The 16,072-nt window shown below is 49.3% G+C and carries 13 protein-coding genes and 1 tRNA gene; 6 read left to right on the top strand and 8 right to left on the bottom strand.

Annotated elements, in window-relative coordinates:
* The first annotated feature begins 483 nt into the window (after positions 1-483).
* The 3 genes from PHH59_RS13020 to PHH59_RS13030 all read left to right on the top strand — a co-directional run bounded on the left by PHH59_RS13020 (position 484) and on the right by PHH59_RS13030 (position 2,761).
* Positions 484-1,425, top strand: coding sequence for a YfdX family protein (locus tag PHH59_RS13020; protein WP_300016845.1), 942 nt, complete (start codon positions 484-486; stop codon positions 1,423-1,425).
* Between the two features lie 286 nt (positions 1,426-1,711).
* The gene (locus PHH59_RS13025; RefSeq protein WP_300016848.1) at positions 1,712-1,981 is read left to right on the top strand and encodes a hypothetical protein; all 270 of its coding nucleotides are present in this window, start codon (positions 1,712-1,714) and stop codon (positions 1,979-1,981) included.
* Positions 1,982-2,434: 453 nt separating this feature from the next.
* Entirely contained in the window at positions 2,435-2,761 is a 327-nt protein-coding gene (locus PHH59_RS13030; RefSeq protein WP_300016851.1) for a c-type cytochrome, read from the top strand.
* Positions 2,762-3,226: 465 nt separating this feature from the next.
* Here PHH59_RS13030 and PHH59_RS13035 read toward each other — a convergent pair whose 3' ends face one another.
* The 3 genes from PHH59_RS13035 to queA all read right to left on the bottom strand — a co-directional run bounded on the left by PHH59_RS13035 (position 3,227) and on the right by queA (position 7,259).
* Positions 3,227-4,261, bottom strand: coding sequence for a copper resistance protein B (locus tag PHH59_RS13035; protein WP_300016854.1), 1,035 nt, complete (start codon positions 4,259-4,261; stop codon positions 3,227-3,229).
* Positions 4,258-5,892 carry a copper resistance system multicopper oxidase gene (locus tag PHH59_RS13040; protein WP_300016857.1) on the bottom strand — a complete coding sequence of 545 codons (1,635 nt, stop codon included), beginning with the start codon at positions 5,890-5,892 and terminating at the stop codon, positions 4,258-4,260. The genes PHH59_RS13035 and PHH59_RS13040 overlap by 4 nt, the downstream gene beginning before the upstream one ends.
* 344 nt (positions 5,893-6,236) lie before the next feature.
* Positions 6,237-7,259, bottom strand: a complete 1,023-nt coding sequence (gene queA / locus PHH59_RS13045) for a tRNA preQ1(34) S-adenosylmethionine ribosyltransferase-isomerase QueA (protein ID WP_300016860.1) — start codon at positions 7,257-7,259, stop codon at positions 6,237-6,239.
* 195 nt (positions 7,260-7,454) lie between these two features.
* Here queA and PHH59_RS13050 point away from each other — a divergent pair.
* Positions 7,455-7,541 (top strand) — tRNA-Leu (locus tag PHH59_RS13050).
* Positions 7,542-7,957: 416 nt separating this feature from the next.
* On the opposite strand, the gene PHH59_RS13055 is transcribed toward PHH59_RS13050, so the two are convergent.
* The gene (locus PHH59_RS13055; RefSeq protein ID WP_300016863.1) at positions 7,958-8,242 is read right to left on the bottom strand and encodes a type II toxin-antitoxin system HicA family toxin; all 285 of its coding nucleotides are present in this window, start codon (positions 8,240-8,242) and stop codon (positions 7,958-7,960) included.
* Positions 8,239-8,553 (bottom strand): DUF1902 domain-containing protein, encoded by a 315-nt coding sequence (locus PHH59_RS13060; RefSeq protein ID WP_300016866.1) that lies wholly within the window; start codon positions 8,551-8,553, stop codon positions 8,239-8,241. Before PHH59_RS13060 ends, PHH59_RS13055 begins: the two co-directional genes overlap by 4 nt.
* Before the next feature lie 226 nt (positions 8,554-8,779).
* Here PHH59_RS13060 and PHH59_RS13065 point away from each other — a divergent pair, with 226 nt between their 5' ends.
* A complete protein-coding gene (locus PHH59_RS13065; protein ID WP_300016869.1) occupies positions 8,780-9,439 on the top strand; it encodes an O-methyltransferase in 660 nt (219 codons plus the stop codon).
* Between the two features lie 186 nt (positions 9,440-9,625).
* Here the strand turns inward: PHH59_RS13065 and PHH59_RS13070 are convergent, their stop codons facing one another.
* Positions 9,626-10,087 carry an META domain-containing protein gene (locus PHH59_RS13070; RefSeq protein ID WP_300016872.1) on the bottom strand — a complete coding sequence of 154 codons (462 nt, stop codon included), beginning with the start codon at positions 10,085-10,087 and terminating at the stop codon, positions 9,626-9,628.
* Between the two features lie 303 nt (positions 10,088-10,390).
* On the opposite strand from PHH59_RS13070, the gene rmuC reads away from it, so the two are divergent.
* Positions 10,391-12,001 carry a DNA recombination protein RmuC gene (gene rmuC, locus PHH59_RS13075; RefSeq protein WP_300016874.1) on the top strand — a complete coding sequence of 537 codons (1,611 nt, stop codon included), beginning with the start codon at positions 10,391-10,393 and terminating at the stop codon, positions 11,999-12,001.
* Between the two features lie 344 nt (positions 12,002-12,345).
* Here the strand turns inward: rmuC and PHH59_RS13080 are convergent, their stop codons facing one another.
* Positions 12,346-14,565, bottom strand: a complete 2,220-nt coding sequence (locus tag PHH59_RS13080) for a primosomal protein N' (protein ID WP_300016876.1) — start codon at positions 14,563-14,565, stop codon at positions 12,346-12,348.
* Positions 14,566-14,981: 416 nt separating this feature from the next.
* The gene (locus PHH59_RS13085) at positions 14,982-16,010 is read right to left on the bottom strand and encodes a class I fructose-bisphosphate aldolase (protein ID WP_300016878.1); all 1,029 of its coding nucleotides are present in this window, start codon (positions 16,008-16,010) and stop codon (positions 14,982-14,984) included.
* Positions 16,011-16,072 lie beyond the last annotated feature (62 nt).

Below are 16,072 nucleotides of genomic sequence, written 5' to 3' on the forward strand. Positions count from 1 at the left end.
TGACGACATTCTTGATGTCTGCTGTCAGGCTTGGAATAAATTTGCTTTGCAACCGGACGCCATTCGATCCCTTTGCTCTCGGAGCTGGGCGGTGTTGTCATAGAAACTTATTGGGATTGGTATAACACGGTGGCCTGTTGTAGTACCCCGTTTATCCGCACGGGGTAGGGGTGTAGACGTAGTGGCCAAGTGTTTATGCGGGACGATGTTTAAAGTGATGACGGATTTGTCATATCCTGGATGGCTGGAGATATGACTTGTTATTGGAAAACAGCATTATTGTAAGAGTCTGGTTGAAATCCCCCTTTATATATGGTTTTTTTGAACCAATAATTTTCCATTTAATTTTTATATATTTCTTATCATATTGATTTTATTTACTATTTATTGATGGCATAAAAAAAGCATAGTAGCATTGACACAAGCAATATTGACGCATTTAGTTTTTGCAAAGCCATTTAAATTACGGCATAAAAATTGATTATGAAAAAAACATTACCCAAAATTGCAGTATATACCGCCTCCATCATCATTTCATCATTACCTTTTACGTTAGATATGGCTGAAGCTGAAGCCGATGACAAGGTACAAAAATATCCGGCTTCAGTGTCCAGCAATCCCCATACACCCAAGATCGGCAAACTCAAAGTCCTGGCGGAAAAATCGCAGCAAATAGCGAACGAAGCCGCTGATGTTTTGGATGGGACTGAACAAGCCCTTAGCGCGTTGTTGAAAGACGATGCCAAAAAAGCCACGGGGATTTTGCAGGGGATTTCTGGGAAATTGGACATATTGTTGGCTAAAAATCCCAATCTGGCAATGATCCCGGCGAACGTTTCGGTCAGGGTTGAGGAGTTTGTCGGCGATGAGGCGAAAGTTAAAAAAATCCTGGACACGATTGACGATTTGTTTGAAGACGGCAAAATCCAAGCTGCGAGGGAATTGATCGGTGAATTGGTCAGTGAAATGGACATCACTACCACCAGCATTCCGCTGACATTGTACCCTTCCGGTATCCGTAATGCGGTGGCTTTAGCGAATGCGGGCAAGACCGGAGACGCGGCGGACGCACTTTATACGCTGTTAAGCAGTGTTGAAACGACAACAGAAATCATGCCGTTGCCCGTACTGCGGGCTGAAGAGTTTCTGTCTGTCGCATCGGAACAGGAGCATAAACAAGATTTGTCGAAACAAGCTATCCGGGATCAAATCATCAATCTTACCGATGCTGCAAAAAGTCAGTTGAAGCTAGCGATATTACTGGGTTATGGCAGCAAGGAAGATTACCGGGAGCTGTACCAAGCAATTGATGAAATGAAATCCGCAATCCACACGGCGGGTTCCAGGACGGCGTGGGAAAACATCGAGCGTTCCGTTATGGCGTTAAAAGACAAACTGACACGCTTGAAAAGCAACGGGAAATAAATTTATCGGGGCTGTGCCCCAATAAAACTTCGCAGATAAAGGCGGGGAATGGTTTTAACCCTATTTTGCGTCTGGGAAGGTTATTAACTGATGTTACGCACCGACTACGAACTATCAATAACTTACAGTTATTTTTTGCTTTGTAAGTTATTGATTCTTCGTTTGCCTGCGTAACATCAGTTATTAAAACCACGGCAAGACGTTAGTGGTGGCCAACATCCTAACGGGTTAAACATCGCTTGCCTATCTTCAGAAATAGTATTAACAATAACTTTTAGGTGCACACATGAATTTATCTAAATACACGCTATTTTCCATTATTGGTGCCGGGCTGTTGGTTTCTTCGGTGGTGAAGGCCGCTGAGGATCCTACTAAATTTCAAGCCAGGAAAGACCAAGAAACCGGCAATCTTCAAGAGCGGCTGCAATTGTTGCAAGAACATCTCAGTTGTGTACAGGCGGCAACTGACCATGCCGCACTAAAAACCTGCAATGAAGCCGCCAAAACAAAAGGACAGGCTTTTGAGGCGAAACTAAAAGCCGAACACGGGAAGTGATAACCACCCTGTAGAAGCGGACATGCCTGACTGGACGGCAAGCCGTAAGTGTTAAACAGTTTGAAAACAATCCTAGGGGCGTGAAAATTTTCCGGGCAATTATTTCAGGAAATAACTTTATTAAGAGTCCGTAATATGGAATCTGGTAAAAATAACAGCAATCAGTGGCATATATTGAGTGCCGTTTTTAAACTGTTGCCGTCCCTGCTTATCAGTGTGGATACGGAATAGCCCTCCAATCGCCAGGTGTTTACACGGGATGATTTTTAAATTGTGATGATATATAAGTCATATCCTGGACTGGGATATGACTTATGCGTATACGTTTTCGTCCATTAGGAGTTTAAGTCCCAATTATCCTTTATTTAGAGGATGCCAACCTTATGATTGGTAAGCTTGTAAGATGGTATCTATGAGCTTTTTTTAATGAAACTTTTTAACGAGTACAAATAAATGAAAACAATTGTTTCAGTAGCCGCCTTAACACTTATCAGTTTTGCAAGTTCTAGTATGGCGGCAGATGCAGAGAAAGGAAAAGACGTATTTACCCAAAATTGCACAACCTGTCATTCAGGTGGCAAAAATATCATGGGAGTTGGCAAGTCTTTAAGCAAAGAGGATTTAGAAACCAACAAAATGAACTCAGCCGCAACCATTATTGAGCTAGTCACCAATGGCAAACCGCCTATGCCAGCTTTTGGCAAAACAGGTATTATCAATGCGGGCGATATTGAAAATGTAGCAGCTTATGTATTGAAAAAAGCGGATGCAGGTTGGTGATACTGAATATAAGCGGTTACTTACGAAACCGAAAAATCGTATGTTAATGGGTGCAATTAATTAGATTGTTTCCTTACAATACCTTTGCCAAAAATCATGCTGTTTTCGCATGAATCCTACCGATTTCTGCGGCTTGGAAAATCCTATCGTCAATATAAAACTCCTCTGCATTCAGCTCTTTTTTATCCCTCAAGCAAAACCTGTTTGATATTTTGGCCAATGTCGGCAAGCCTTGCTTCATCGAATTTGTTTGAAGGGATGTCAAAAGACTTTTGGGTGGCTACTTATTCCGGCCTACGCAAATACCCGTCAAAATAAAAATGACTGGGCACTAGGTTTGTACTCCGAAGTAAAGGCGCTTGCCATTTTAGCAACTATCTTTAACAAGACCCTGAAACCCATATTGAGCCATTCCTTTCTACCGGTATTCCAGTTAATCCGATAAACGGTGGGCCTATCCGAAAATCAAAACCAAAAACGTAGCCCCGCCACCCAACGCAAGGCATCGGAGCTACTGTCGGTTGTACTGTTGACATCATGCGAAGTTGACCATTCCAGGCCAATGTACGGCGCAAATTCGCGGCGGATTTCATAACGTAGCCGTAGTCCGCTTTCAAAATCCGACAGCCCGTCACTGACGCCACGGCTTAAATCACGTTGGCTATAAATATTCGCTTCGATGCGCGGCTGTAAAATCAAACGTTGCGTGATCAGAATGTCGTATTCGCTCTCAAAGCGGAAGGCGATACGGCCTTGTTCGCCAATGTAAGCGGTGGCTTCGATATACAGCCAATAGGGGGCCAGCCCTTGGAAACCAAAGGCAAACCAGCCCCGGTCGTCTCCTTGCCCCGTATCATAGCGGACACCGAGTTGGGTATCCCAATACGCGGTCAGGGCGTGTCCCCAAAGCAATTCATTACGCGCTTCGGTGAATTGCCCCGCGTCGATATTGCCTTCCGCCCTGAACACGGCGCGGTCGTAGGTTTTGCCATACCAGGCCTGCCAATCGTAGGTCAGTAAACTTTGCGTATCCGTTCCCAAGCCTTCCAAACGGTCAACCAACAAGGCGGCTAAGTTGTGCTCTTCTTTGTGGCTGTGGACAATGGCGGGATCGAAACCGTAGCCGTCAGAATAGTTGGCTTCCCGGGCAGTTTCAGGTGCTTGGCTGGCAGGGTTGTGTGCGGCAGGGTTGTGTGTAGCATGGTCGTGCTGGTGGACTGGTGTTTCTGGCGCAATCGGGGAGGGAGTTGGAGCGGCGGCATCCTGTGGCCCGCTAGCCATGCTGCCGTGTGACATTTTGCTGTGATCCATGCCTTCCATAGGGTCAGATTCTGCTTGGACCTGCGTGAACGGGGCGGCTAGGCAAACCAGCAGCAAGGGTTTGGCAATGATTTTGAAATCCTGATGCTGGCATATCCACCCACAGATATTGGTTTCCGCGTTCCGGCAATCCCTGCCGGAACGACGGTTTTCCTTGAAATTCCCCGTTATTTTCCTCACGCCACCACCACAACCCGGAACATGCCGCCGTGCATGTGGTAAAACAAATGGCAATGCCAAGGCCAGTAGCCTTTCGCATCGGCGGTGACGCGAAAACTGACGCGCTGTGCGGGCTGCACGACCACGACATGCTTACGCACTTGCACCTGGCCTTCGGCGTTTTCCAAATCGCTCCATAGCCCGTGCAGGTGCATGGGGTGGGTCATCATCGTGTCGTTGACGAAAACCACCCGTAGCCGCTCGCCGTAGCGGAAATGGATAGGCGTGGATTCGCTAAATTCCACGCCGTCTATCGACCAGCTATAGCGTTCCATATTGCCGGTCAAGTGCAGTTCAATGTCGCGTTCTGGCGTGCGGAGGTCGGTGATGATGCCGCCGACGCTGTGCAAATCGGCGTAAGCCAACACACGCCGACCATTGTCCCTAAGGCCTATGCCGGGATCATCGAGGTTGGTGCGCGGGGTGTCCACGCGCATATCGACGCTCGCGCCGTATTCGGTTTTGGCGTGGTGCACGGGGACGTTGCCGTCCATTGCCCCCATCATGTCCATCATCGTCAAGGGTTCGGGTTTGTCAGTAGCAGGAATGTCAGCTTTTAGGCCGGCGCGGGTTGCCAGTGTGCCGCAGGTATAGCCGCTTCTGTCCATAGCTTGGGCGAAAATGGTGTAGGCGTCGTGTCCGGGGGTGACGATGACATCGAAGGTTTCCGCCAAGCCGATACGGAATTCATCGACGGTGACGGGTTCAACCGCTTGTCCGTCGGCGTGGACAACGGTCATTTTTAAGCCGGGGATACGCACATCAAAAAACGTCTGGGCAGCGGAGTTGATAAACCGCAAACGCACCCGTTCACCCGCTTTGAACAAGCCAGTCCAATTGCCGGATGCCGGTGTTCCATTGAGCAGGTAAGTGTAGGTGTAGGCGGAAATATCGGCTAAATCCGTCCTCGACATACGCATTTCGTTCCACATTTTGCGCTGTTCAAAGGCGGCTTTCAGGCCCTGGTTGGCAACATCACGGATAAAATCCAGCGCGGTTGGCTGGTTGAAGTTGTAATAATCGCTTTGCTTTTTGAGTTTGGCGAACACGGCCAACGGATTTTCGTCAGTCCAGTCGGATAATTGGATGATGTAATCACGCTCCGCTTGGAGGGTTTCTTGGGCTGGTGCAATGACAATCGCGCCGTATAGGCCCGTTTGCTCCTGCATACCCGAATGTGAGTGATACCAGTAGGTGCCGGATTGTTGCACTTTGAAACGGTAAGTAAAGCTAGCACCCGGCGCGATACCGTTAAAACTGATGCCGGGTGCGCCGTCCATGTCATAAGGCAAAATCAGGCCATGCCAATGGATGGAGGTGGTTTCTTGGAGCTGGTTGATGACGGTGAGCGTGACGGTGTCGCCTTCGCGCCAATGCAAAGTCGGGGCGGGGATGGAACCGTTGACGGTGGTGGCTGTCCGCGTTACGCCGGTAAAATTGACAGGGGTTTCGGCGATGGTGAGAGTAAATTCGGTGCCGCTGAGGATTTCGACCGGTTTGGCGGATGCTGTTTTACACCACGCCGGTAGCAATGAGGCCACCCCAGTTGCAATGAGCCCTTCAAGAAAACGTCGGCGGGATAATGGGGGCATCAAAGTTCCGCAAAGATAGTTGTCATGTGTTTATTGCCGCGTTTGTAGCCAAACCGTTCATTGGCAAAGCGCCTTCCGGCCGCATGGAGTCCAGCAATTTGTGACAACTCAAACAGCCTCCAATCATAGCTGAGCGTGGGCTGGTCGAATACGCCGGGCTTGACATTAATGTGTTGCACTTGGGTTTGAAACCTCGCCCGTAACGTTTCAAGATACCTACAGGGACTAAAACGGAACGGCCCCCTAATGCGCCAACTGTTGGTACAAACCCGTTTCGGCTTTGGTATTGATTCCTTTCGTGGTGGACATGTTGACCAGTTTAAGCCTGCCGCAATGTCGGTTAATCAACGGCTTAAAAACATCGCATCGCCATAGCTAAAAAAACGGTAGCCTTGTTTTACGGCATGTTGATACGCCGCCATCACCGGCTGATAACCCGCAAACGCGCTGACCAGCATCAACAGCGTCGATTCGGGCAAGTGGAAATTGGTCAACAAGGCATCAACAGTCTTAAACGAGTAGCCAGGCGTGATGAACAATTGCGTATCGCCGCAGGTGGCGGCAAGTTGTCCGGTTTGCGCCGCCGATTCCAATGCCCGCACCGCTGTTGTGCCTATCGCAATCACTCGGCCTGAACGGGCGCGGGTCTGGGCGACCGCCGTGACGGTTTCGGGCGGGACGCTGAAAACTTCCTTGTGCATCACATGTTCATCGAGATTTTCCGCCCTGACGGGTTGGAACGTACCGCTGCCGACATGCAAAGTTACAAACGCCGAACGGATGCCTTTAGTTTGGATGCTGTCCAGCAAAGCTTGGTCAAAATGCAGCCCCGCCGTTGGAGCGGCGATTGCGCCCGCCGTTTTCGCAAACACGGTTTGATAGCGGCTAAAATCCGCTTCGTCATCGGCGCGGTCAATATACGGAGGCAAGGGGATATGCCCGATTTGCATCAGCACTTCCAACACGGTTTGCCCGCCGTCAAACCGCAATTGGAACAAATCCTGTTCGCGGCCTTCGACCGTGCAGGAAAACCCTTCCGGCAAATGGATGGTGCCACCAGCTTTCGGTGCTTTGCTGGCGCGGACATGGGCTATCGCGTGTTGCTCATCAACGATGCGCTCGATCAATATCTCGACCTTGCCGCCACTGGCTTTCTGCCCCAAAAGCCGCGCCGGAATCACACGCGTGTCATTAAACACCAATAAATCATCGGGTTCAAGCAAATCAATAAAATCGCAAAATTGCCGATCAAGCAACGCGCCGGTATCGTGGTCCAGACACAATAAACGGCTGGCGGTGCGCTCGGTTAAAGGATGTTGCGCGATCAACGCGTCCGGCAGGTTGTAATTAAAGTCACTTTTTTTCATAGGCGGGCATGTTATCAGCTTGGGCCGATTCAGCCAAAAAATCCTTGAAGCAGGCGTTTATTGGGATCTGGTTTCCAAACATGGGCTTAAGTGCTCGCTAAAACGATGGATTTCAAAACAAACGCAGTTTAATTACAAAAATATTAAAAAAATGGTTGGCATTTCAAATAGGGTTGCCTATAATGCGCATTCTTTGCCGGGGTGGCGGAACTGGTAGACGCGCCGGATTCAAAATCCGGTGATGGTGACATCGTGCCGGTTCGATTCCGGCCCTCGGTACCAAAGGATAAGTAAAGGCTTTACAAGAAATTGTAAGGCCTTTTTTATTGCCTGTTATATTTAAGGCTGTGATATTTCGGTTTTTTATAAGCTCCCATAGTTCCCACGCTCCGGCGCCACTGCCCACAGTTAAGAGTTTAATTTAATTAAAACAATGTATTACGAATTTGTAGGTCGGGTTAGCGATAGCGTAACCCGACCGAAAAATGTTCCACATAAGCCAATCGTAACCAATTGATTATTAAATACATTCATTTAACTTAATGGCAGTGGCGCCGGAGCGTGGGAACGATATAACGCCAAACGGGTTTATGTTATCGGGGCGGCTAAAGCTGTTTGAATATCCGGTAAAAGTCTTTCTTTTTGGCTATGTCACCGTTAATTGTTGAAAATTTTTTACTTTCGGAGCAAAGCCTTATTTAATGCAGATTGTGGCTTTCGCTCAAAGCCACGTCATTTAGGGCTTCCACAATTAACGGTGACATAGCCTTCTTTTTTAACCCGGCTTGTTCAGCCATACTTTTGATAAGCGTTTGCGAGAAGGGCGATTTTGGGCAATCAACGGTTACTTTATACAGCTTGCCGTTTGCTTCTTTTACCCATTGTTCATGGGACGTACCTTTTTGGGGGCGGGCAACAAAGCCAAGATAGGCGAGAATTTTTTTAATGTCCTTGCAGGTCAGCGGTGGATATTCACCGCTCATGCAGGGATAAGCGGCAGGGTTTCATCGAATACACGTCCCGTTCCATGCAGCAACGTGATTTTCAGCTTGATAAAATAGTATTTAAGCCATGAAGACAACGGGGCGCGTCTTGACAATAATTGCGCGGCGTAAGGCTTGTCTTCACCTGCCAGGGCGTCAAAAACATATTCGGCAATCATGGCTTCGAGCTTGGTTTTCACTTCCTCGAAAGAATCGCCCTGTGCAGCAAGGTTAAAGTCCAAGCATACCGCAACCCAGCAATCAGCCTCTTGTTCGGCGTAACATTTTATTATCAGTTGGTTGGGGGTCATGGGGCTCTTGAATTATCTGGTTTGTTACATTGTATTAGAAACAACTGCAAATAAGTATATTCCAGCGAAATATTGCCATTTAGGATTCGGCCAATATTAACTTCCTGATTTAAGACCTGGCAGGTCTCTACGGTTTCGGCAATGACAGTTCGGGAAGTTATTTTTAGCCAAACCCTAGTATCGCCATTTCCTAGGGCAAACCACCACTCTCTGTTATCATCCCGATATGCCAAATCCAGTCAATCCTATCATCGAAAACTATCTGCTCAATCTGACCCACAACACCGACCACCCCGTGTTGGCAGAAATGGAAGCTCTCGCAGAAAAAAACAATTTCCCTATCGTAGGCCGCTTAGTTGGCGTGTTTTTGGAAAGCATGGCAAAAATGGTCAACGCCCGGCGGGTGTTTGAATTTGGCAGCGGCTATGGTTATTCCGCCTACTGGTTTGCCAAAGCCGTGGGCGCACAAGGCCAGATTATTTGCACCGAAGCCGATTTTCTGAACCAAGAAAAAGCCAAAAACTACCTGGTTGCCGCCGGATTATGGGACAGGGTCGATTTTCAAGTCGGCATGGCGCAGGATGTTTTTGCCCGGACTGACGGCCTGTTTGACATTTGCTACAACGATGCCGACAAAGGCGATTACCCGGAAATTTGGCTTATGGTAAAAACCCGCATCCGCCCTGGCGGGCTTTACATTGCCGACAATGTCTTGTGGCGCGGGCGGGTGGCGATGGAAAAATACACCGATGTTTTTAATGGCTGGACCGAGGCTATAAAAACGCATAACCAACTGATTTTTAACGACCCTGAATTTGATGCCTTTATCAATCCAACGCGTGACGGGGTGATGGTGGCGCGGCGAAAAACGGCGTGGACGCTTTAGGATATGGTGAAAAACAACCACAAAGGGACGGGGGGCAAAACCCGCCCCGTTACTCATGTTAAAAGACTTTTTGCGGCCCTACTTAAGTCTCCATCCGGTTGCCCGAATGGAAGTTTTTTGTTTTTCTTGCCCGGCCTAAAAAAACGAAAATATGACTAATTAAGATTTATGTGCTTTTTTAAGTGATTATTTTTTATCGGGAATGGCAATAAACTTAGCTAAAGGGGCCATCCTTGCCCTGATAAGCTGCAATTCGTTGTGGTTTACATAATAGCTATCAGTCGCTTCGAGAACTTTAAATAACCTGCTTTCCAGGCTCATATCCGGGCAAGCCATTTGTGTGCCTATCAACTGCGAAAAAGTGAGGCGGAAACCATCGCCACTGGTTTTGAATGTGCCGCCAAAACCATTGCAACCGCCGTTGCCGCTTACCCTGCCATCCTCATCCAGTAACATAAAAATTTCCCTTCTTCCGCTTCCCTTGGCATCGGCCACGGATTCGCCATTCAGTTCCGTGAGTTTCCAGTAGATTCCTGTTAGGGCGGCTGATAGTTTAGGGGCGGCAGGGTTTAGGTCGGTGGTTTTGCTTGAGCTACAGCCCACCGAAGTAAAGACAGACGCTAAAAATATAAATTGGAAGATTTTCATGGATGTTGGTTTTATAGGTTGTAGTGTGATTGACAAATGTTACGCAGGCAGACTAAGAATCAATCGGTTATAAAGAGAAATGATTGTAAGTTATTGATTATTTGATTCCACTCCCAAATTCGTCATGGACTATATCCCATCATTTTTTTGTTAGCAAACCTTAATTTACAATTTGATAGCTATAGTGCCAGCAAGTTTTGTGGCCCGCCTATTTGTGCCAATTAAGTCGTTCCATGATCACATTCGGGACTTCCGGGCCATTTTGTGCGATATTCAGAAGCGATTTTAAACTTACTTTTACTCATGATAGAACCCATACAACTTTCTGCCATCGTGCTGTTATCCGGCATCTTCATTTTATTGTTGCTGGTGTTGAGCCGGGTCAATAAACTGCTAAAAATCCAAGCCGACGGTAGTTTCCAAGAATTAAGCCGTTTGCTGCAAAACAACGACGCCAGCCTGACTCTAGGCTTTTCGCAATCCCGGAAAGAACTGCGTGAAGTCAGCGCCGAAAACCGCCGTGAACTCCAGGATGTTTTTAAAAACCTGCAAGACACGCTGCTTAACCGTATTGCCGAAAACAGCACCGTACAAATCCAGCAACTCAATGCCTTCAAAGCGGCGTTAAACGAATTGTCGGAGAAACTCATCAACCATTCCAATGATTTTAAACACAGCGTGGGCTTATCGTTCCAGGCTTCCAGCGATATGCTCAACCACAAGCAGGACGAATTCCGCGAAAAAACCGTGCAGCAACTCGACGCCTTTGCCGCGACCATAAAAACCGATGCACAAACCAACCGCTTGGAATTGAATGCTGGCCTGAAGTCATTCGAGGATAAATTTTCCGAGGGCATCAAAGATTTTAACGGGCAATTGCGGCTGCAATTTGCTGAATTGAACAGGCAACAGACCGAAGCCAATCTGCAAGCAAAAACCAGCATTATGGAAATACGGCAAACGCTTGAAAACCAACTCAAGGCGATACGCGAAGACAACACGTTGCAACTCAACGAAATGCGCCGGACGGTCGATGAAAAATTGCACGACACGCTGGAAAAACGCTTGGGCGAATCGTTCAAGCAGGTCAGCGACCGTTTGGAGCAAGTCCACAAGGGCTTGGGCGATATGCAGAATCTGGCGACAGGCGTGGGCGATTTGAAAAAAGTCCTGTCCAATGTCAAGGCGCGGGGCATTTTGGGCGAGTACCAACTGGGCAATATCCTCGAACAAATCCTCGCGCCCGACCAATACGCCGTCAACGTCGCCACCAAGCACGGCAGCCGCGACCATGTCGAATTTGCGGTGAAATTGCCCGGCAAATCCGATGAAAAAACCGTGTGGTTGCCGATAGATTCCAAGTTTCCGCTGGACAGTTACCAAACCTTGTTGGCGGCATGGGAGGAAGGCAACATCGCCGCCATTGATGCGGCGCAAAAAATCTTGTTGAAAGCGGTGGAAGGCTTCGCCAAAGACATCAGCGGCAAATACATCGACCCGCCGCACACCACCGATTTTGCGATCATGTTCCTGCCGATTGAAAGCCTGTACGGTGAAATCCTGCGCCATCCCGAATTGTTTGAACGTCTACAGCGCACATACCGCATCACCATCACGGGCCCTACGACCTTATCGGCCTTGCTGAACAGCCTGAACATGGGTTTTCGGACTTTAGCCGTGCAAAAACGCAGCAGCGAGGTGTGGAAAGTGTTGGCGGAAGTCAAAACCGAATTCGTCAAATATTCCGAACAACTGGCGGCGGTGCATAAGCATATCAATTCCGCGTCGAATACCTTGGAAACCCTGCAAACCACGCGCACGAAAGCGATGGAACGGAAATTACGCGGAGTTGAGGTGATGGAATTGGAAACGGATTTGGGCTTGAAGCGTTCCGGGGTGTCGGACGAAGATTGATGGTTTCGATGTTGACGCTTGTCCCTAAACCGGAACTTGGGGGAATTGCAAGAGATGGAAAATCAGGAGCTGGAACGGGTTTGTTCCAACAGTAGGCGCATTAGGCGACCCGTTCCATAATGTTTCAATTGCTTAGGAATGGGCATGGAATAGTTTTGGCAATTACCCGCTAGACCTGTCAGGTTTTAATACCCTCTGGGGCACAAGAAACCTGACAGGTCTCAATCCACGAACTTATTCCATGCCCATTCCTCATCAGCCCCTCAAAACGTTAAGGACGGGCTTACAAAACTCCGTCCCGCTGAATTCTGTAGCCAAGGACGGACAAGATGTCCGCGCTCCCCTTAATACAAATCCACCGGATCGACATCTAAAGACCAGCGCACCTTTTGTTTGGTTTTAAGCTTTTCCAGTTGCGGCATCAATTCATCCAGCAAGACATGCAATTCTTGTCGCCGGGTGCTTTGTAGCAACAGTTGGTAGTGATAGCGTCCGCCGCGTTTTGCCATCGGCGCCGATACAGGCCCTAAAATTTGGGTGTGGGGGATGGTTTTGTTTTTCAGTAAATCGACCACGGCATTCAGAAAATTGGCTGGCGCGTTTTCATCAATTGCATAGGCTCGTAACAAAACTTGGTAACTGAATGGCGGTAATAGCGCGGTTTTGCGCTCGTCCAGCACGGTTTGGGCAAAGCGGTGGTAACCTTCGTTGATTAGCGTGGTGAGCAAGGGGTGTTCAGGGCGGCGGGTTTGCATGATGACTTTGCCTGGCTTGTCGGCGCGTCCGGCACGGCCTGAGACTTGGACGACCAACTGCGCGAGTTTTTCAGTGGCATGAAAGTCAATGCTGAATAAACCGCTATCGACATCAATAATTGCCACCAGCGTGACATTGGCGAAATGATGGCCTTTGGCGAGCATTTGTGTGCCGAGGATAATATCGGCGTGGCCCGCATGAATCTGTTCCAGGTACTCCTCTAGCGAGCCTTTGCGTTGCGTGGAATCCCGGTCAAGACGGATCACGGTTTTATCGGGAAAGTGTGCGTTTAATACTTGTTCGATACGTTCCGTGCCTAAGCCTAAGGCGGTTAGCTCGCCAGTTTTACAGGCCGGACACTGGCGCGGCAGGGCTTGTTCGCTGGCGCAATGATGGCAGCGCAAACGTTGTTCCCGCTGGTGCATGACCAGGTTGGCATCGCAGCGTTGGCAGCGCGCCACCCAGCCGCAACTATGGCAAATCAGGGTCGGTGCAAAACCGCGCCGGTTTAAGAACAGCAAGGCTTGTTCGCTTTTTGCCAGCGTGGTTTTTATTTCTGTCAGCAAGGCATCAGACAAGCCTTCCGTCACGCGTTTATTTCTGATGTCGAGCAACTGTAAAACCGGGGGTATCGCCGATCCCGCGCGGTTTGGCAAAGCCAGCCGCTGGTAACGCTTTTGCGTGACGTTGTAGAGGCTTTCCATCGACGGGGTGGCGGAACCTAGCAGCACCGGAATATCCAACAGCTTGCCGCGCATCACGGCGACATCACGGGCGGAAAAACGGAAGCCTTCTTGTTGCTTGAATGACGCATCGTGTTCTTCGTCGAGAATAATCAGCCCCAATTGCTTAAACGGCGTGAACAAGGCCGAGCGGGTCCCCAGCAAAATCGCCGCTTCGCCTTGTTGCACTTGCAGCCAGGCAGTTTGCCGCTGGGTGTCGGTCAAGCCTGAATGCGACAAGGCAATGGGGATAGTGAAGCGTTGCCGGAAACGGTCGGCCAATTGCGGCGTGAGGGTTATTTCCGGCACCAGCACCAACACCTGCAAGCCTTGCGCCAGCACTTCGGCGATCAATTGCATGTACACTTCGGTTTTACCGCTGCCGGTCACACCATCCAGCAAAAATACCCCGAACTTGCCAAGTTGTCCGCCCACTGCGGTGATTGCCGCTTGCTGGTCGGGATTGCACAATAAGCCAACGGGCTTGCCGTATGCTGTTGCTAAAGATGTTCGGGTGGCAACCGTTGCCAGCTCCAGCCATTGCCGCTGGATTAAGCCTTTAATTGTTATCCGCCATTGGCTATGCCACAACGACAGTTCGGTTTCCGACAAAGCCGTTGCCTGCTGCTGGAACAGCTCCAATAGACTTTGTTGGCGTGGGGCGCGTTTTAACTCCGAACTATTGGCCTGTTTGCCGGATTCGGTGAGCGCGTAATATTTTTTCGTGGGTAACACCGCCGCTTTGCCTTGCCGCAAGCCTGCCGGAAACGCGCTGCTGACCACCATGCCTAAGGGATGATGATAATAACGGCTTACCCACTGCAACAAGGCCAGATCCGTCGCCGACAACAAGGGCGGGTCATCGACGAGACGCACAATGGGTTTTAATTTTTCCACCGCCACGGTGCTTTCATCGGCAATTTCTATCAATACCCCGATTTTATTGGCCTTGCCAAACGGTACTTCAATACGGATTCCGGGGCAGGTTGAAACATTATCAACAGCCAAATAATCAAACAGGCTAAAAACAGGCACGGGCAAAGCCACGCGGAAAATCCGTGTAGGCGCGTTGAGGGATGCAGGCATTGACAGAAAACTAAGGATTGGGATGCGGCATTATAGCCATCTGGAAGCTGGGGATGGAAATTGTTCGCAGCAGGGTGTGGATAAGTCTGTGGATAGGGGGTTTATAAGTTATATTCTGAACGGTCACGTTTTCGGTTTTTATTGGAAGGAGCGCGGGCATCCTGCCCGCGTGTGCGGTCAAGATGACCGCGCTCCAAAAACCGAAAACGTGTCCGTTTGAAGTGTATATGCAATACGTTAATGAATTGGAACTTTTTGGAGGTAAGCAAGTGGGCAAATATCTTTACCTTTGTTGCCAGTTTCTAAATTCATGAGCATGGGGATTAAGTTCAAATGGTATCGAACTTCGCCATATCCACAAGGTTTATCATTTAAAAATCAATGTCTTGCCAAACTGTGCATTATGCTCCTAAGCATTACGCTTGAGCTTGTTCCATCTCGGCTGAATATTGGCCGTAACGTGCCGCACCGTTGAGTCTTGCCCGTTTATAAAGTGCCTGTTGTGCGGCAGATACGTTTTCCGGTTTGCCTTGCCAAGCTTCCAGTACGGGTTGTTGCAACGCCCGCCCGTAGGAAAAACTTAATTGCCAAGGTGCGTTACCCGCCATTGCATTGATGGCGTTAAGGTTGGCCGTGGCTTCTTCCGGTGTTTGGCCGCCCGAAAGGAAATTAATACTTGGCACGGCGGCGGGTACTGAACGGCGCATGACGGTCAGGGTTTTTTCGGCGATTTCTTCGGCTCCGGCCCGAAGTTGCGCATCCTTGCCCGGCACGACCATGCTGGGTTTGAGGACGATATATTCCAGCTCTACACGGTGTCTGTGCAAGGCATGGAATACCGCCTGTTGGACTATTTCAACCACTTCAAAGCAACGCCCGATAGCGTGGTCGCCATCCAGCAGCACTTCTGGCTCGACGATAGGCACTAAGCCTAAGGATTGGCACACCGCCGCATAACGGGCCAGCACTTCCGCATTGGTTTCTAGGCCGATTTGTGTCGGATTATGTGGGCTGATGGAATACACTTCGCGCCATTTGGCAAAACGGGCACCTTGCTCCTTATAGCCCGCCAGCCGTTCAGCCAGCCCGTCCAGGCCCTGTGTGACCACATCGCCCGGTGCATTGGTCAGCGGTGTAAAACCTTTATCGACTTTAATGCCTGGTACTATGCCTTGCCCGGCCGCCACCTCAGGCAGGCTTTTGCCGTCGGGTGTGGTTTGTCCCAGCGTTTCTTCAAACAAAATCACGCCGCTGATAAACTCGCCTAAGCCGGGTGTCGCCAGCAGCAATGAGCGCCAGGCGCATCGGTTGGCTTCAGTGGATTCGACATTGATCGCCTTAAAGCGTTTGGCGATGGTCGGCGCACTTTCATCCGCCGCCAATATGCCTTTACCTGCGACCACCAGATCCGTGATTGTGGCTTGTAATTCAGTTTTTATCGTCATCAAAAATCTCCGCTCTTGTTTTATCGACCAAGATCCCAACTGATGGATAGGGTACTGGAATA

It is taken from the genome of Methylovulum sp. (assembly GCF_028687615.1).
Lineage (GTDB): Bacteria > Pseudomonadota > Gammaproteobacteria > Methylococcales > Methylomonadaceae > Methylovulum.